Origin of the sequence: Prevotella micans F0438, assembly GCF_000243035.1 — a bacterium.
Classification (GTDB): domain Bacteria; phylum Bacteroidota; class Bacteroidia; order Bacteroidales; family Bacteroidaceae; genus Prevotella; species Prevotella micans.
In genome coordinates this window covers 576,615-594,547 of sequence record NZ_JH594522.1, presented here as the reverse complement: position 1 = coordinate 594,547, position 17,933 = coordinate 576,615, and the positions used below count along the sequence as shown (strand labels likewise).

At 45.4% G+C, this 17,933-nt stretch carries 17 protein-coding genes and 2 tRNA genes; 5 read left to right on the top strand and 14 right to left on the bottom strand.

The genetic code is table 11. The features are described 5' to 3' along the window. Positions 1–44: 44 nt before the first annotated feature. From HMPREF9140_RS06950 to HMPREF9140_RS06920, 7 genes are all read right to left on the bottom strand, one after another. Complete coding sequence (locus HMPREF9140_RS06950; RefSeq protein WP_006952929.1) at positions 45–1,193, bottom strand: 1-deoxy-D-xylulose-5-phosphate reductoisomerase; 1,149 nt, start codon at positions 1,191–1,193, stop codon at positions 45–47. Positions 1,194–1,207: 14 nt separating this feature from the next. Further along, a complete protein-coding gene (rimM, locus tag HMPREF9140_RS06945; RefSeq protein WP_006952928.1) occupies positions 1,208–1,729 on the bottom strand; it encodes a ribosome maturation factor RimM in 522 nt (173 codons plus the stop codon). 14 nt (positions 1,730–1,743) lie between these two features. Continuing rightward, positions 1,744–3,057 carry a UDP-N-acetylglucosamine 1-carboxyvinyltransferase gene (gene murA / locus HMPREF9140_RS06940; RefSeq protein WP_006952927.1) on the bottom strand — a complete coding sequence of 438 codons (1,314 nt, stop codon included), beginning with the start codon at positions 3,055–3,057 and terminating at the stop codon, positions 1,744–1,746. A 6-nt stretch (positions 3,058–3,063) separates the two neighbouring features. Then, positions 3,064–3,660, bottom strand: a complete 597-nt coding sequence (locus HMPREF9140_RS06935; protein WP_006952926.1) for a DUF4290 domain-containing protein — start codon at positions 3,658–3,660, stop codon at positions 3,064–3,066. Positions 3,661–3,676: 16 nt separating this feature from the next. Further along, on the bottom strand, positions 3,677–4,369 hold the full coding sequence (gene tsaB / locus HMPREF9140_RS06930; RefSeq protein ID WP_006952925.1) for a tRNA (adenosine(37)-N6)-threonylcarbamoyltransferase complex dimerization subunit type 1 TsaB: 693 nt from the start codon (positions 4,367–4,369) through the stop codon (positions 3,677–3,679). Positions 4,370–4,513: 144 nt separating this feature from the next. Beyond that, positions 4,514–5,605, bottom strand: a complete 1,092-nt coding sequence (locus HMPREF9140_RS06925; RefSeq protein WP_006952924.1) for a mannose-1-phosphate guanylyltransferase — start codon at positions 5,603–5,605, stop codon at positions 4,514–4,516. Positions 5,606–5,919: 314 nt separating this feature from the next. After that, positions 5,920–5,993: transfer RNA gene (locus HMPREF9140_RS06920), tRNA-Ile, on the bottom strand. A 150-nt stretch (positions 5,994–6,143) separates the two neighbouring features. Between HMPREF9140_RS06920 and ribF the strand changes: the two genes are divergently transcribed. Continuing rightward, positions 6,144–7,130 (top strand): riboflavin biosynthesis protein RibF, encoded by a 987-nt coding sequence (gene ribF, locus HMPREF9140_RS06915; RefSeq protein WP_018571842.1) that lies wholly within the window; start codon positions 6,144–6,146, stop codon positions 7,128–7,130. Further along, positions 7,120–7,947, top strand: coding sequence for a CPBP family intramembrane glutamic endopeptidase (locus HMPREF9140_RS06910; protein ID WP_006952922.1), 828 nt, complete (start codon positions 7,120–7,122; stop codon positions 7,945–7,947). The genes ribF and HMPREF9140_RS06910 overlap by 11 nt, the downstream gene beginning before the upstream one ends. Before the next feature lie 84 nt (positions 7,948–8,031). On the opposite strand, the gene HMPREF9140_RS06905 is transcribed toward HMPREF9140_RS06910, so the two are convergent. From HMPREF9140_RS06905 to HMPREF9140_RS06875, 7 genes are all read right to left on the bottom strand, one after another. Next, positions 8,032–8,430, bottom strand: coding sequence for an FMN-binding protein (locus HMPREF9140_RS06905; RefSeq protein ID WP_006952921.1), 399 nt, complete (start codon positions 8,428–8,430; stop codon positions 8,032–8,034). A gap of 386 nt (positions 8,431–8,816) precedes the next feature. Next, positions 8,817–8,904, bottom strand: a tRNA-Ser gene (locus HMPREF9140_RS06900). 153 nt (positions 8,905–9,057) lie between these two features. Further along, positions 9,058–9,438, bottom strand: coding sequence for a PqqD family protein (locus HMPREF9140_RS06895; protein ID WP_006952920.1), 381 nt, complete (start codon positions 9,436–9,438; stop codon positions 9,058–9,060). A 42-nt stretch (positions 9,439–9,480) separates the two neighbouring features. Further along, complete coding sequence (locus HMPREF9140_RS06890; protein ID WP_006952919.1) at positions 9,481–9,972, bottom strand: S24/S26 family peptidase; 492 nt, start codon at positions 9,970–9,972, stop codon at positions 9,481–9,483. A gap of 4 nt (positions 9,973–9,976) precedes the next feature. Next, entirely contained in the window at positions 9,977–10,861 is an 885-nt protein-coding gene (locus HMPREF9140_RS06885; RefSeq protein WP_006952918.1) for a hypothetical protein, read from the bottom strand. A gap of 5 nt (positions 10,862–10,866) precedes the next feature. Then, positions 10,867–11,283 carry a hypothetical protein gene (locus tag HMPREF9140_RS06880; RefSeq protein ID WP_006952917.1) on the bottom strand — a complete coding sequence of 139 codons (417 nt, stop codon included), beginning with the start codon at positions 11,281–11,283 and terminating at the stop codon, positions 10,867–10,869. Between the two features lie 33 nt (positions 11,284–11,316). Next, the gene (locus tag HMPREF9140_RS06875; protein ID WP_006952916.1) at positions 11,317–12,180 is read right to left on the bottom strand and encodes a sigma-70 family RNA polymerase sigma factor; all 864 of its coding nucleotides are present in this window, start codon (positions 12,178–12,180) and stop codon (positions 11,317–11,319) included. Positions 12,181–12,673: 493 nt separating this feature from the next. On the opposite strand from HMPREF9140_RS06875, the gene HMPREF9140_RS06870 reads away from it, so the two are divergent. From HMPREF9140_RS06870 to HMPREF9140_RS06860, 3 genes are read left to right on the top strand one after another with little or no spacing between them, the layout of a single operon-like run. Continuing rightward, on the top strand, positions 12,674–14,203 hold the full coding sequence (locus HMPREF9140_RS06870; protein ID WP_006952914.1) for a GH3 auxin-responsive promoter family protein: 1,530 nt from the start codon (positions 12,674–12,676) through the stop codon (positions 14,201–14,203). After that, on the top strand, positions 14,190–16,130 hold the full coding sequence (locus tag HMPREF9140_RS06865; RefSeq protein ID WP_006952913.1) for an Ig-like domain-containing protein: 1,941 nt from the start codon (positions 14,190–14,192) through the stop codon (positions 16,128–16,130). The genes HMPREF9140_RS06870 and HMPREF9140_RS06865 overlap by 14 nt, the downstream gene beginning before the upstream one ends. A gap of 5 nt (positions 16,131–16,135) precedes the next feature. Beyond that, positions 16,136–17,713, top strand: a complete 1,578-nt coding sequence (locus HMPREF9140_RS06860) for a S41 family peptidase (RefSeq protein ID WP_006952912.1) — start codon at positions 16,136–16,138, stop codon at positions 17,711–17,713. Positions 17,714–17,933 lie beyond the last annotated feature (220 nt).

Here is a 17,933-nt window from a genome sequence, read left to right as displayed (position 1 = left end):
GCCAGCGGGCTTGCGCGACCAAAAATAACGTGGTTGTTTGTATGTCACAGACTCTCGGCAGTCATTCTGCGCGCTTCGGCGTCGGTTTGCAGGTAGACGTCGAGGTCGGGTGAGGCATCGAAGGTGACACTCTGCATTGTTCGTTCGATGATGTCGGCAATTGCAAGGAACGAGCACTGCGCGTTGCGGAACGCCTCGTTGGCCACCTCGTTGGCTGCATTGAGAATGCATGGCATATTGCCGCCTTTGCCGATCGCATCGTAGGCCAGGGTGAGACATTTGAATCGTTCGGTATCGGGTTCGAAAAATTCGAGCGGCTGATGGAATAAATTAACCCGCGGGGTGTTGAGTGTGAGCCTTTCGGGGAAGGAGAAGGCATATTGAATGGGCAACCGCATATCGGGCACGCCGAGTTGGGCTTTTATTCCGCCGTCGCAGAACTGCACCGCGCTGTGAACGATGGATTGCGGATGGATGAGCACCTGAATCTTCTCGGACGGTACGTCGAACAACCATCGGGCTTCGATTACTTCGAAACCTTTGTTCATGAGCGTAGCAGAGTCGATGGTTATCTTCGGGCCCATCGTCCATGTGGGATGATAGAGGGCGTCTACAGCACGTACGGCCTGTAGTTGGTTGTGGGTGTAAAGGCGAAACGGACCGCCGGAGCATGTGAGTAGAATCTTTTCGATTTCGTTAGTTCCTTCGCCCGTAAGACTTTGGAATATTGCACTGTGCTCGCTGTCGACCGGCAGTAGGGTAGCGTGATATTGTTCAACCAATTGCATGATGAGCTGACCGGCCACTACCAAAGTTTCCTTGTTGGCCAGACATACCTTTTTATGGGCTTTGATGGCTCGAATCGTAGGCACTAGTCCGGCAAAGCCCACCATGGCGGCCAAAACCACATTAATGGGCTCGGCTTCTACTATTTCTTCCAAGGCTTTGGTTCCGGCATATACTTTTATTTCCGGCTGATCGGCTAGGACGTCTGCTAGTGCATCATAATGTGCCTCGTTTGCAATGACAACCGCTGCAGGATGGAATTGTCGTGCCTGCATGGCCAATTCCTGCCAGCGATTATTGGCCGTAAGGGCGTAGACTTCATACAAGTCAGCATGATTTCTAATCACTTCGAGCGCCTGTGTACCGATGCTTCCGGTTGAGCCGAGAATGCAAATCTGTTGTTTCATTAGTTTGTTATTTTCTAAAGGTCGAGCAATCCATCGGGAATGTCGACGGTTATGGTTCGGGCTTCTGAATCGATTTCTGTGATTAGTTCCTCGTTTGCCGGGATGAGCAACCGGTCGCTAGCGGGTTTATCTACTTCGAAGAGGAAGTTGGCTGTCGAGGTGTTTATCGATGCTATCGTGCCTACAATTACTTTATCATTGGCGTTCAAAAGGGAGAATCCAACGAGCTGCACCCAATTGAAATCTTGGTTTTCAGAATGGATGGCTTTCCGCGGGAAATAAACTTCTACTCCTGTTAACTCCTGCGCCGCTTCTTTCGTATTGACATCAATGAACTTCATCAATACTGTTGTATCTGAACGGAAACGATATTCTTCCATGAAGAACGGAACTAGTATACCCTCTATGTCGAGGATGAGATAAGTAGCTTCGGTACGGTCAAAAATATCATCGGAGAACTGCATCTGCAATTCTCCGTGCACTCCGTGTGGCTTTCCTAAGATCCCAATCTTATAAACATATTCCTTTTTGATCATCTTGAAAGCGAGTGTTAACAAATTTCCTGTCGTTTGATTCTTGCTCCGAGGGCGTTCAGGCGGTTTTCTATGTCTTCATATCCGCGGTCAATTTGTGCAATGTTATCAATCCTACTGGTTCCATTGGCCGATAGTGCAGCAATGAGTAGAGCTATTCCGGCGCGGATGTCGGGACTCGACATCCGACCTGCACGTAGGGTACGTGTGCGGTCATGCCCCACGACAACAGCGCGATGCGGGTCGCAGAGAATTATCTGTGCGCCCATATCAATCAGTTTATCTACGAAAAAGAGTCTGCTTTCAAACATCTTCTGGTGGAACAGCACGCTGCCACGCGCCTGTGTTGCAACGACGAGCAGAACCGAGATGAGGTCGGGTGTGAGACCGGGCCAGGGAGCATCGTTGATTGTCATTATCGTACCGTCGATGAATGACTCTATGACATAGTGCTCTTGACGGGGAATGATGAGGTCGTCATTTTCTTCGGTAATTTTGATTCCCAGTCGGCGAAACATGTCGGGAATTATACCGAGGTTTTGAATCGAAACGTCTTTGATTCTCACTCCGTCACCCATCATCGCAGCCGCTCCGATGAACGATCCCACCTCAATCATGTCGGGCAGAAGACGATGTTCTGCGGAGTGAAGTTGCTCCACTCCATGGATTGTGAGGAGATTACTGGCAATGCCGCTAATACGCGCACCCATCGCGTTTAGTAGGCGACAGAGTTGCTGTATGTAGGGTTCGCAGGCGGCGTTGTAGATTGTTGTTGTTCCTTCGGCCAGCACGGCGGCCATGATGATGTTGGCCGTTCCTGTTATGGATGCTTCGTCTAGCAACATGTAAGCTCCTTTTAGACGTTCGGCTCGAAGTTCGTAGATGTCGCGTTCAGGCGAATGAACGAATTGCGCTCCGAGACTTTTGAATCCGAGGAAATGTGTGTCAAGGCGACGTCGACCAATCTTGTCTCCTCCTGGTTTAGCTACGGTAGCACGTCCGAATCGCCCGAGTAGTGGCCCGAACATTATTACGCTTCCTCGCAGTGACGAGCAATTCTCCACGAATTCTTTGCTTGTAAGATAGTCGAGATTTATGTTGTTTGCCCTGAATGAATAGTCGTTTTTAGAAAGTCGATTCACTCGTACGCCGATGTCGCGCAGTAGTTGAATGAGGTTGTTTACATCGAGAATGTTCGGAATGTTCCTAATAATAACTTCTTCGTCTGTAAGCAATGTTGCACAAATAACCTCTAAGGCTTCGTTTTTTGCGCCTTGCGGAACAATGAAGCCACTGAGTCGGTGCCCACCGTCGATGATGAATGATTCCATTGTGGATTATTTCTTTTTCTTAGTGTTTTGAATGAGTTCGCGCTCATTGAATTTTTCAAATTTGAAAGTTTCGAGGTCAAGTTGTATTTTGCCGTCGGTGAATTTAGCTAAATCCGATGCTACTATTTCCTTGTCTTTCGAACCATGCCCCCATATTATTAGACAGCGCATCATTTGGTTGGCAACAAGCTTAACCAGGTAGTTGCGCTCTTCACTGGGTTCTATAGTTTTGAGCTTGTCGAAGAGTTCGAACAGTAACCATCCGTAGTGTCGCACTGGGATTTGATTCATAGGATAATTCATTGGCTCTGGTTTATCGCCGATTTTCATTGCTCCGCTCACATCGTACGGATAATCGATTGCGAGTTCGAAGTGTGACATTATTGCTAGATGATCCCATAGCTTCTGTATATGGTCGGCGTTGTTTCTATTTTGTTGTTTCATTCTGTCCATGGTGGCTACGATGTGTTCAGCACAGCGTTGACGCTCTTCTTTCGTGGGGAGTTCAATGGCGTAGTCGACCATCTTCTGTATTTCGCGTCCATATTCGGGCAGAACCAGATATTCGCGTTGTGTGTTGTAGTCTAATCCTTCTATATTCATCGTGTTGTCTGTTGTTTTAAAGTAATTTCCTGGGTTGTTTGGCTACAAAATCTTTCAGATAGAGCGGTACAAAATAGACCACGTCTTCGAATTGTTCTATTGCCATTCGTTTTTCGGCTAGCGGCAACATATTTTTGGCCAATGGTTTGATGTTGTCAATGAACCGGGCGTTGGGATGATTGATCGTGCCTTTGCATTTGCTGGCTCCGTTTCCGAAGAAATATACCGGTCCACGGTCTAGATATTCTCGATAAGATTCGGAGTTGATTATCTCGGCACTTATGGGTTTAATTGATTTTAAACTACGGTTGAAGATCTCTGAATAGACTTCCATTCGCCTGGCGTCTAGCATCGGAACAAGGAGAGAGTTGTCGCTCAGCTCGTCTTCTTCCAGTAGCACCGGAATACAAAGTACTTCGAGTGTCGGGACAGCAATTAGCCTGATGTTCCGTCCGAAGCATATTCCTTTTGCCATCGAGATGCCTATGCGTAATCCGGTGTATGACCCAGGTCCGCAGCTAATGGCAACGGCGTCTACCGGAATGGCGTGATTGTCGGCAAACGATAGGGCTTCGTCCAAAAACGTGCCAAGTATCTCGATGTGATTGGGTCCTTGCTGATTCTCTTCTGCGAAGATGCAGGCGCCGTTTTCACTCAAGGCAACAGAGCATGTGGTGGTGCTTGTTTCGATGTTTAAGATGCAGGACATTTGTTTGTTTATTCGATGTTACCTGAAGTCGATTCGGTTTTCAAAAGATAACCTTGAACTAATATGTATCGATTCTTCTATCATTTACGCGCAAAGGTAATGCTTAATTCCGAATAACTCTTCGATACTGTGCTGTGCTCAGTCCTACACGAAATTGTCGCCGTGTTTCATCTGTACTTCGTTGATATATTTACGTATGAGGGCCGACGAATCTTCCTTTCTACAGATGAGTAGCACATTATCTTCTTCAGCCACGATAAAGCCTTCTAGTCCGTTGATAACGGCGAGCTTTCCCCCGGATAGTTTTATAATGTTATTCTTTGAGTTTTCGAGCATAACATTGGAATCGATAACCACATTATCTTCGTGATTCCGTGCTACAGCCTCATATATTCCGTGCCATGTTCCGAAGTCGGCCCAACCGAAGTTGCATTTCATAAGAAACACGTTGTCCGATTTTTCCAGCACGCCATAGTCTATTGAAATATTCGGGAATGATGGGAAATTTTGTCTTACAAACTCGTTTTCCTCTTCAATTGTCACTTCGTTTTGTTTGCTTTTGAGTTTACGCAGAAAATCGGGTAGGAACTTGTATAGGCATTCAATCAAATAGTGCACATTCGAGAGAAAGAGTCCTGTGTTCCAATACCACTCTCCGCTCTCCATGAACATTTTTGCAAATTCGCGATTTGGTTTTTCGGTGAAAGCTTTAACCTTTGATATTCCGTTGATTTCCGAGAGTGCGCCTTCCTGAATATATCCATATCCAGGTTCGGCTCTTGTCGGTTTAATGCCCATGGTGAGCAGACAGTCGTTTCGTGCCACGAAATCAAGTCCATCCATCACGTTTTTGTCGAACGCATCTTCGTTGAAGATGTTCTGGTCGGAGGGTGTTACAATCAGCGTGGCATCTGGATTGATTCTTCCTATTCTGAAGGCTCCCCAGGCCACGCTCGGCGCTGTGTTTCTGTGGATTGGTTCAACCATGATGTTCTCCAGTTCGACCTCGGGGAGTTGTTCGCGAATCTGGTCGAGATATGGCTCGCTGGTATTGATAAATATGTTTTCTTGTGGGATGATTTTCAGGAATCTATCGAACGTTTGTTGGAGTTGTGTTCGTCCTGTCCCGAAGAAATCGATGAATTGTTTCGGTCGTTTGTCTCGACTCACGGGCCACAGTCGGCGTCCTTTCCCTCCGGCGAGAATCAAGCAATATTTGTTATTGGATGATGTCATGAACTCTATTTTATAGTATTAGGAATCATAGAATGCTAGCCCAAAGGTATGTTGAAAAATCTATTCCTGCGTGGCTTTTAAGGATTCTAAACCTTCTCTTTCTCGAGGATTATCTCTCGATATGAATATCAAATGCCATATTATCTCTGGAATGCGATATTCCTCTACATTTTTATAAATACGCAAGGGTGGTGTCTCGACGTTTATACGATCGTGCGAATGCATAATGCACTGCTGGTATATCGGAGAATATCATACAAAATGATGAAAATAAAAAAAGAGCTTTACAAATATGTGTAAAGCTCTTTTTTTTGTGGACCAGATAGGGCTTGAACCTATGACCTCCAGATTATGAGTCTGTTGCTCTAACCAACTGAGCTACAAGTCCGGTAAAATCTAAGGAAATGAATGTTGTGTTTGCAAAGGTAAATAATTAAACGAAAAAGCGATGTAAGGCTCTTTGCTTTTTCTTTGCTTTAACACATTTTGAAAGCGCAGCAAAGAGCCTTACACCGCCTTTGACATACCTTTGCATCCAATGGAAAGGATTTTTTTAGACGTTGCAAGTCAGGAAGATATTTGCCATGAGTGTGCGACAAGTGCGTTGAATGAACGAAAACCGATGGTTGCTACTATTGGCTTTTTTGATGGTGTGCATCTGGGGCATCGCTTTCTGATAGATAATGTTGTTTCGGCGGCTAAAGAGGAGGGATGCCGGTCGACCGTAGTGACGCTCGACCGGCATCCGCGTGAGGTTCTAGGATTGGATTTTCAGCCTTTATTACTTTCGACTCTAGACGAGAAATTGTACTATCTCGCTGAGACTGGTGTCGATTGGTCGGTTATACTTCGGTTTGACAAAGTGATGGCGAGCATGTCGGCTGAGGTGTTTATGAAGCGAATCTTATATGATAGGTTTAATGTTAGGCGACTAATAATGGGTTATGATAATAGGTTTGGGTACAGACAGGGAGAGTCGTTCGAAAATTATGTGGCCTATGGCCAAAAGATTGGACTGATAGTTGAACGTGCGTCGGTTTTCAGTAGAGACGAGCAGAAGATAAGTTCGTCGGCGATAAGAAAACTTCTGGAAGAGGGTGAGATCGAACATGCTAATCGATGTTTAGGCTATCGATATTCGTTCGACGGACGAGTTGTGAAAGGTTTTGGCAATGGTCGCCGACTCGGATTTCCCACAGCTAATGTAGTACCTCGCGATGAACGTAAGCTTATCCCTGGTAAGGGAGTGTTTGCGGTGAGGGTTACTCTTACTGGTCGGAAAGGACCTCTTGGAGGAATGTTGAACATCGGAACACGCCCCACATTCAATGGTAATGGACGGTCGATTGAGGTTAACATCTTAAATTTTGAGGGTGATATTTATGGCGAGGAACTTGAAATAGAATTCGTCGCCCGCATCCGTGATGAGCGGAAGTTCGATAGTCTCGAGGCGCTGACTGAACAGTTGGCAGCCGACAAGAAAGATATTATTGCATTATTGAAATTGAAGTCTCATGAAAGATAATCTACTTCGTTCAATGCTCTATGCAGTGTTGTTTATTTCGGTGTCTATTCTGATTCAAACTGTTATGCAGCTTGTTTGCGTGTGGGCCTATTCTTTTGTTAATCATAGGCCGACGGCCGATGTGCTGAGCGAAGTTCAGCTTGGACAGAACGGGGTGTTATTGGCTGTGTCGTCGGTTTTCAGCGGACTGATGACCATCGTTGTCTTTGCGCGAACACGCTGGACTCCTGTTTCGAATCATTATCTGAAAACCAAACCTGTTGGTGTACTTCTATGGACGATATTGTTCACTATCGGAACCATCCTACCTACTGAATTCATGTTCGAAAAGATTCAGTTAACCATGCCCGATAACTATGAAAAGCTTTTCGATGGTGTGATGAGTACGCCCTGGGGATATGCAGCTCTTGGGCTACTTATTCCGGTTGCTGAGGAGATGGTTTTCCGCGGGGCTATTCTTCGCAAGTTACTCGAGGTATTCAGCCCTAAGTGGCATTGGGTGGCGATAGTTGTTTCGGCTTTACTGTTCGGCGCGATTCATCTAAACGTGGCGCAGGGCATACATGCGTTTATGGTTGGTTTAGCTCTGGGGTGGGTTTATTATCGTACGAAAAGTGTTATTCCGGGGATAGCTCTGCATTGGGTTAATAATACGGTGGCTTATCTGATGTTTTATCTCATGCCGAACATGTCAGACGGAAAACTAATCGATCTTTTCCACGGCGATTCACGGCTAATGTATGGCGGATTGTTCTTTTCCATGTGTATTCTCATTCCCTCCATATTCCAACTCAACATGCGGATGAAATCAGAATAAACATTCAAAAACAACGCCCCTCGATATATGGAATCTGTCCATTATCGAAGGGGGAGCGTTATAGATAAAAATCAAATCAGAGGTTTATTTATTTGCCTTGTAGTATCTAACCGCTGCCGAAACGTTTTCCTTCACCGCTTTCGATGAGAATGTTGCACCCGTTATGCCGTCAACCTGTATAGGCTTCGAAGTGCTTTTACCTGCGAATTTGGGCAGTAAAAGTCCCTTAACTTTAGCGAAATAGTTAGGTGTTTCCTGATTTGGAAGTGCCACAACTTTCACAATCTTATTATTCTTTATGTGAACTTCAAGCGGAGTTGCGCCGCGAAATCCTTTCACATTTGGGGCAAGCGTTGTTGTGTTAACCACATAAGTTCCGTTGGAGAGTTTACGCATCGGCTTGTCCTGAAACACCGATGCAAAGGCCATACTGCACACGCAAAGGATACCAACTACCAATAATGCAAATTGTTTATTATTCATCTGTGTTTATTGATTTAAAATGTCCGGTGGCAAAGGTAAATAAATATCATTCCATGGAGATAATTTCTTGTTGCTCCAGCCAATTCTTATATATGAAGTGAGTTCGGTTTAAGATAGCCCCCCACTCGGCCGATAGCTCGTATGTAGGGACAGACCTCGTGTCATGTCTGCCCCCGAGACCCCAAAACCCGGGATGATCGCAATCAATCCGTTCCCCAGACGAATTTCCGCGTAAAGATCGCGATCAATCCATATAAAGTGTTGTTTCAGTATGCTTTGGTTAGTGAAGTAAAAAGAAGAATCGCTGAAAACACAAAACGTGTCACAGCGATTCTTACTTGCCCGAGGGCTTTTCTTAAAACATTTCTTACAATATGAACTTTCTGCGGAAAGAGGGGGATTCGAACCCCCGAATCGGTTTTGCCGATTACACGCTTTCCAGGCGTGCCTCTTCAGCCACTCGAGCATCTTTCCTTAGGAGGATTTACGGTTTGCAAAAATAAACGATTCGGATAACACATTTGTAAGCTGTTTTGTTTTTATGGTTCTTTAAAGATTATCGGCACATGGGGTAGAAGGTCTAGTAAACAAAGATGGTTATGAGGGATGGATGTGTAATACGGGAGCTCATTTGGACAGTCGTTTAAAAAAGCCTCTTGTTTTCTTTTCGTCTTTAGATTCCGATTTGTTTTTTGCTTCCGTGTCATCCTTGTTTGCAGATGTCTGTGGAATGTCGTCCCCCTCGATTATTCCTGATTCGGCCCATTGTGCAGCTAGAGTAGAGGAGTCTCCGAAAGCTGTTGCGCGGTCTACATTGTATTCGGAGGTGAGTAGCGCAGCCATGTCGTCGACGGTGAACGACTCTCTTTGCTGAAGGTTTTTCCATAGCAGGGCTGAGCTTTCGTTCATTGAAATGACATTGCTGAAATCAATGTTTTCTTCGCCCTCGGCAACAATGATGTACTCTCCGCAAACGGAGCGAAGGTTGAAACCTTTTTTAGTTCTCATATTATTTCTATCCTTTAATGTTGGCATTATTTATCTTCTCTGTCATATCGCGCCGAACAGCGGTATCCACAAACGTCTGTAGAATCCCAGGAGGATTCGCCTGATGGGACGGAGTTTCATCCAAACGGTGCTGTAGGTTTTCCATTTTCTTCCGTCGATACGGTCGAGTGTGGGACTATTTTTTCGGTAGAATCCCACGATGGCCCCTCTAATATCTTCGAGTTTGCAGTGTTCTGAAATTAGGTTTCCGTCGCCGAGAAGGGTTACTTTTTCGCCTTCGATGTTTATGATTCTGTGGAGCACGAAATGGCTCGGCATGGTTTCGGCAAGGACGGGGTCACCCACTTTCAGGTTCTCGAGGATTGGTTTTGTGAAGAGTGCTTTGTCGCGATTGTCTTCTAGGAATGGGCGCATTGAGAATCCGCGAAGCCGTAGAGTGATGGTGTGCCCCTCGTTGAGCATCTTCACTATTTCGGGGAGCAATTCGGCGTTTGGGAATTGCAATTCGGGAAGCTTCGTTTCTTTTTTCTTCATTATTCTATTGGGTTATTCTTTCGTAGCAAATTCTTGCTGCTTCTTCGTTGGGCAAGCAGTGGAGGGTGTAGATGTTGGTTGTTTCTATAACCTTCGTGATGGTATCGCATATTGCGTTATAGATTTCGGAATCCCATTTCATGCTCGAACATGATGGGAGTAGAGAGGCGAAGGCGCTAATGGGGGAAAGTTTCTCGATTGAATTGGATGTTGCGCGGTCTATTCTAGTCACGGCTCCAAGTTGTGCTTTTATGTTTCTGTAGCATGGGGTCTTGCCACTCCAAGGACTTCCGAATATCCATGCCTGACCGTCGATTATTCTTATGATTGGGTTATCGTCGTTCATGAGGTCGCATCCGGGGATATATCTGAGCCACATGCTCACCTGGGTTGATTTTCCGGTTCCGCTTTTGGCTATGAAAGCATATCCACGATTATTGTTGCGGACCAGCGATGCGTGTACCATCAGTGTTTGGTGACGTGCTCCGGCGAAAGCGAAGATAAGCATCAAAGCATTGTTCAATCCGAATATGCGCATGTTTGCGTTTCCGTTCAGAGCACATTTGCAATCGCTGAAATCTTTGTTGGTTATGAGTAGGCAGCATTCTACTCCGTCGAGGTCTTTGATTATGTATTGATATCCTCCGTTGTCTAGTCGATCTACGATAGTGTCGCCGTTTCCTGTGTCGAATGTTCTGATATTTTGTTTATGTTCTTTGGGCACGGGTCGTAACGTGTCGTCTATTGTGAGCCGAAAGAGCTTTGGGTTATTTGTCGTTGCAATTCTGAATGGTTCGAACGATGCGAGTAGATGCATTCCGTTCACCTGGCTGTCGGAGAAAATTATGCTTATATCGAGTTCAGCTATCCTGAAGAGGTTTACTTTCATTGTGTTCAATCGGGGGCGACGGTCTTGAATAAGAAAGCGTTTTCAGGAATGTTTCTCACCTTAAATTTCCTTTTGGGCTTTACCACGTATCGGTTTTGCATCTTTTGGAACTTCCGCATTAAACTGTTTTTGTTCTGTGAGTAGAAGGTGACGCAGGTGGGGTAGGCTTCAATACCGGTTTGTTGCAGAAAGTCACGAAACTGGTACGAGTAGTCGTCTCTGTTAACCAGAAATCGTGTGCGGTTATTCACCAGAAAGACGTCTATTTCTTGAATTTCGGTGAAATAGACGGTTGAATCGTTGAACGATGCGGCAAAGCCGAACATATAGACTTTTGCTGGGATGCTGCCTGTTTTGGCTGTTGTGGCCAGGCAGCTTACTAGGAGTATAAGGGTGAGGATGAATTGTTTGTAGAATCGCATATATTATATGGATATGTAATTGTTCTCTATTTCTTATCGTCCCAAGTAGGCTTTCAATTCCTTGCAATGGGTGTTTTTGCGGATTTGCTTGATTGCGTTTTCTTTTATTTGTCGAACTCGTTCACGAGTCAGCCCGTATTTATCGGCTATTTCGTCGAGGCTCATTTCTCGTTGGTTTATTCCGAAAAAGGATTCGACTACTTGCCGTTCGCGTTCGGAGAGAATTAGCAATGTTTCTTTGACTTCTTTTACCAGACCTTCGTCTACTACCTTTCTGTCTGTATCGGGCAGGTCTTTATTTTGAAGTGTGTCAAGCAGACTGTTTTCTTCGCCTTCAATAATCGGTGCGTCCACAGAGAGGTGATATGCGTTAGCTTTCATTGCATCGGCAATTTTCTTTTCAGACATATTTGTGTTTTCTGCAATTTCCCCGATGCTTGGGCGTCTCAGATTTTCCTGTTCGAATTTGTTCAGAACTCTGTTTATTCTTGTTGCCGAACCTACCTGGTTGAGTGGCAGTCTCACAAGTCGGCTTTGTTCGGCTATGGCTTGAAGGATGCTTTGTCGAATCCACCAAACTGCGTAGGATATGAATTTGAATCCTCGTGTTTCATCGAATTTCTTTGCGGCTTTGATAAGCCCAAGATTTCCTTCGTTGATGAGGTCGGGCAGAGCCAAACCTTGGTTTTGATACTGTTTAGCCACTGAAACCACAAATCTAAGATTTGCTTTTGTGAGCCGTTCCAGTGCCGTCTTATCTCCTTTCTTGATTTTTTGAGCTAAATCGATTTCTTCTTCTATGCTGAGTAGCCTCTCGTGGTATATGTCTTGGAAATACCGGTCGAGCGAATTGCTCTCACGATTGGTTATCGATTTAGTTATTTTCAGCTGTCTCATTGGTAGGTTGGTATTATATTAAGCGAGGCAAAGATAAATAAATTCAGCCGCTTACGCAAAGAAGCTTATCCTTAACGATAATGACTATTATTTCATCGGTTTTCTTTTGTCGAAGTACTTTCAATAAGTCAAAAAGTACTTGTGCAGTCTGCATAACCGCTTTCTAGGTCTCAAATTGCATTTGTGCAGTTTGCATAACTGCTTTCGAGGTCTTAAATTGCATTTGTGCAGCTTGCAGAACCGTTTTCTAGGCTTCAGATTGCATTTGTGCAGTCTGCATAACCGCTTTCTAGGTCTCAAATTGTAGTTGTGCAGCTTGCAGAATCGTTTTCTAGGCTTCGGATTGTACTTGTGCAGTATGCATAACTACTTTCGAGGTCTCAAATTGTAGTTATATAGCTTGCAGAATAGTGTTCAAAGTGGCTGGAAACCCAGTAGAAAAGCGGTTATGCCAAAAATAATTACTTTTGCAACTCATCAAATTAATACGATAATGGACCTCACCAGAATAGTGAACAAGCTGTATTTTCAACCTAGAAGACGCGAACTCGACAGGCACTTCTATGAGGCAGAAAAATTGCAAAATGAGGCAATGAAATATCTGCTCGAAAAGGCGAAATACACTGAATATGGAAGGAAGCACTTGTTCTCTACCATCAGGAAATATGATGACTTTGTACAGAATATTCCCGTTAATACCTACGAAGAACTAAAAGCCGACATTGAACGCATGCGGCACGGCGAACGAAACGTGCTGTGGCCGGGGCAAACTAAATGGTATGCCAAATCGTCGGGTACAACAAATGATAAAAGCAAGTTCATTCCCATAACCTCAGAGGGATTGCACGGTTTGCACTATCAGGGCGGAAAGGATGTTGTTGCATTCTATTTGTCGAATCATCCGGAAAGTAGATTGCTCGATGGTAAGAGCCTTATTCTCGGTGGAAGTCATTCGCCCAACTATAATCTGTCGAATGCTCTGGTGGGCGATCTGAGTGCAATTCTAATCGAAAACATCAATCCGCTTGTGAATATCAGTCGAGTGCCTAGCAAAGAGGTGGCTTTACTGAGTGATTTCGAAATAAAACGCGAACGTATAGCACACGAAACTATCAACAAAAATGTCACTAATATTTCGGGCGTCCCGTCGTGGATGCTTTCCGTGCTAGTGTATGTGATGGAGCTTTCGGGAAAGCAGCATCTCGAAGAGGTCTGGCCCAATTTGGAGGTATTCTTCCACGGCGGAATTGCGTTCACCCCCTATAGAGAACGCTATGAGCAGCTCATAACGAAACAGGGAATGAACTATATGGAGACTTATAATGCGTCGGAAGGATTTTTCGGTATCCAGGATGATCCGTCCGACCGGAGTATGCTTCTAATGCTCGATTACGGCGTGTTCTATGAGTTCTTACCGATGGATGAATTCGACTCCGAAAGGCCTAATGTCGTTCCGCTTAGTGGAGTTGAGATGGGACGGAATTATGCGATGCTCATTAGTACCACGTGCGGATTGTGGAGGTATATGATAGGCGACACCGTACAGTTCACGTCAGTGAATCCATATAAATTCATCATAACCGGACGAACGAAATATTTCATCAATGCCTTCGGCGAAGAACTCATAATGGATAATGCCGAACGAGGACTCGAAACAGCTTGTAAGGCAACTGGAGCACAGGTTCTCGACTACACTGCCGCGCCGATTTATATGGATGAACATGCAAAATGTCGACATCAATGGCTCATCGAATTCGGAAAAGAACCTAATGACCTGAATGAGTTCGCTCGCCTGCTCGACTCGAAACTGCAAGAAATAAACTCCGACTACGAGGCTAAACGTTATCACAACATAACCCTACAGCCACTCGAAATAATCCCCGCCCGAAAAGGATTGTTCAACGATTGGCTTCGGTCGAAGGGCAAACTTGGCGGTCAGCATAAGGTTCCGCGCCTGTCGAACAGCCGGAACAATATCGAAGAACTGCTTGAAATGAACAAATGGAGCGATGAAAAGGTTTAGTTTTTATTTAGTTGTATTAATGTCTGCGCTTATTGTGGCGTCGTGTGCAAAGATGGGAGAACCTGATGGCGGATGGTTCGACGAAACTCCGCCGCGAATACTTGGTTCTACACCTATCGATCGCGCCACAAGCGTGTTGAACAATAAGATAAACATCTACTTCGATGAATTCATAAAGCTCGATAATCCAACTGAGAAGGTTGTAGTGTCGCCACCGCAACTCGAAGTACCCGAAATCAAATCGCAAGGGAAAAGAATCTCTGTCCAGTTACTCGACTCGTTGAAGCCAAACACAACTTACACTATCGACTTCTCCGATGCAATATCAGATAATAATGAGGGCAATCCACTAGGCAACTATACTTTCTCTTTCTCAACCGGCGGTCAAATAGACACGCTCGAGGTTGCAGGCTATGTTCTTGACGCTGAAAATCTGGAGCCCGTGAAAGGAATCCTAGTGGGATTATATCAGAATCAGGCCGACTCGGCTTTCCGCAAACTCCCGATGTTGCGCGTGTCTAGAACTGACAGCCGCGGTCGGTTCGTAGTGAAAGGTGTTGCCAAAGGTGATTATAGAATCTACGCTCTGCAGGATGCCGATGGTAACTATCGCTTCACGCAGCAAAGCGAAAAGATTGCCTTCACGCCCGAGGTTATTATGCCATCGAGCAAACCCGATATCAAACAAGATACAATCTGGCGCGATTCGCTGCACATATCTGACATAAAACAAATTCCCTATACTCACTTTCTGCCCGACGACGTTATTCTGCGAGCCTTCAACGAACTGCAAACGAATCGCTATTTCATGAAAGCCGAGCGGAAAGACCCCAATAGGTTCACAATATTCTTCAGCTATGGCGATGTCGACTTGCCTCACATAACCGGACTAAACTTCAACGCAAAGGATGCATTCACGGTTGAATCGAGCTTGAATCAGGATACCATAACTTATTGGATACGCGACACGATGCTAGTGAATCAGGATACGCTGCGATTGCAAATGGCCTATAATGTAACCGATAGTCTCGGAAAACTCGTCGTGAAAACCGATACACTCGAACTCCTGTCCAAAATTCCTTATGCCAAACGTCTCAAACAAAAACAAGACGCCTACGCGAAGTGGAAAAAGAAGCAGGATAAAAACAAGGAGCGCGGACGTGAATATGAAACTCAAATGCCTGTTGAGCCTCTCGAAGTACGATTCAATATCGGTTCGCAAATGGCGCCCGACGAAAATCCGACGCTAGAGATGCCAGCACCGCTCGCTATTTGCGACACCGCAAAGATTCATCTATATGAAAAGGTGGACACACTTTGGTATCGAGCGCGATTCCAATTTGGAGTCGTCCCTGGAAACGACCGTCTCTATAAACTCATCGGCGCATGGAACGAAGGTCACGAATACAGTCTCGAAACCGATTCTGCCACATTTGTCGACATCTATGGCAATGCATCAGTAAAATCGAAACACGGAATCAAAATAAACGCCAACGATACCTATGGCACTCTTACAATGACCCTCCAACGCATGGATGGCAAAAACTGTCTGTTGCAGTTGCTGGGCGAAAGCGGACGAACAATCAAGGAAGTCACGGCGAAGAACAACTCGGCAACCTTTTATTATGTGAAGCCGGGAACATATTATTTGCGACTCATCGTCGATGAAAATGATAACGGCCGATGGGACACTGGACTTTTCGATGCAGATAGGCAGCCTGAGGAGGTTTATTATTATCCAAAACAGATTGAATGCCGTGCCAAACGTGATGTGCAAGGTTCGTGGGACCCACGCCAACTGCCACTCTACAAGCAAAAGCCCGCTGCGTTAATCAAACAGAAAGCCGAAGCTGAAAAGAAAATCCTTCGAGGACGCAACATCGAGCGAGCTCGACAACTAGGAATAGATTACGAAGAAAGGAAATGAACCTCATGATTAAGAAAGTGTTTATCGCCATGTGTCTGCTGCCTGCTCTTTGTAAGGCGCAGATCAAAATAGATGCTGACAATAACGCTGCTCTGCGCAAGATGCAGCTGGCTGAAATGGCAATATCTAATTTTTATGTCGATGAAACCGACCCGCAAAAGCTTGCCGAAGATGCCATAAAAGGAATGCTTTTGCAGCTCGACCCGCATTCAACCTACACCAACGCAAAGGAAACTAAAGCGATGAACGAACCTCTGCAAGGCGATTTCGAAGGTATCGGCGTGCAGTTTAACATTATTGACGACACGCTCTCCGTGGTTCAAACTGTGGTCAACGGTCCGTCTGAAAAGGTAGGAATCCTCTCTGGCGACCGAATCATAACCGTGAACGATACCATAATCGCAGGCGTGAAGAAGCCGCGCATAGACATCATGAAAATGTTACGTGGCAAGAAAGGTACTGTTGTGAAGATTGGTATAATACGTCGCGGTGTGAAGAGCATGCTTTTCTTCAATGTGAAGCGCGATAAAATTCCTGTCCACACGCTCAATGCGGCCTATATTATTCGTCCCGGTACCGGTTATATCCGTCTTGAAAGTTTCGGTGCCAAAACATATAAGGAGTTCATGAGTGCCGTCGATTCGCTTCGGCAGCAGGGAATGCAAAATCTCATCCTCGACCTCCAGGATAATGGCGGAGGCTATCTTCAGGCAGCTGTTCAGATTGCAAACGAATTTCTCGATCGCGGAGAAATGATTGTATATACCGAAGGCCGACGTGTTCGACGACAGAATTTCGAAGCCATTGGAAATGGTAAACTGAAGAACATGAAAATCTACGTGCTCGTAAACGAACTCACAGCCTCGGCGGCCGAAATCGTAGCCGGCGCTATCATGGACAACGACCGAGGAACTGTTGTTGGCCGACGAACTTTCGGAAAAGGGCTCGTTCAACGTCCTTTCGACCTGCCCGACGGAAGTATGATTCGCCTCACAATTGCACACTATTATACGCCGAGCGGACGCTGCATCCAGAAACCATATAAGAAAGGACAACGCGAAGACTATGACCTCGACCTCGAAAAACGACTCAAACATGGAGAGCTAACTAACCCCGATAGCATCAAATTCGTCGATTCACTCAAATACTACACACTTCGCGAACATCGTCCTGTTTATGGTGGTGGAGGAATTATGCCCGACTACTTCGTGCCGCTCGACACGATGCAATACACTCGCTTTCATCGTATGCTTGCAGCAAAGAATATCGTCATAGAGGCTTATTTAAAGTATGCCGATACAAACCGAAAAGCGCTCAAAAGCAAATATTCATCGTTCGATAAATTCGATGCCAACTATAAAGTGCCTGAAAGTCTCACCGACAGAATCATCGAAGAAGGCAGGAAGCAAAATATTAATCCTAAAGACGATGACGAGCTCCACCGCACTCTTGTTTATCTGCGCCTACAGCTTAAGGCCCTCGTTGCTCGCGACCTTTGGAACATGAACGAATACTTCCGCATTTGGAACAAGCAAAGCCGCATTGTCGACAAAGCCCTTGAGCTCATCGAGCATCCCGCCTAACTCGTGTATGCTTCTCTTGTCCCTTTTCTCTTACCACATTTCTGACTCCCCGCATATAATAAGTTAAAACATCTATCTCTTGCCTGGGCTGATAATCATTCGTCCAGGCAGGTTGTTGTTAACCCTCTCTGGGGCTCGTCAATTGTCCCCCGCTAGGAATGCCGATTGCCGTTTAAGTTAGTCGCCGTTTGCACGCCGATTATTCCCGTATCTCCGAGAA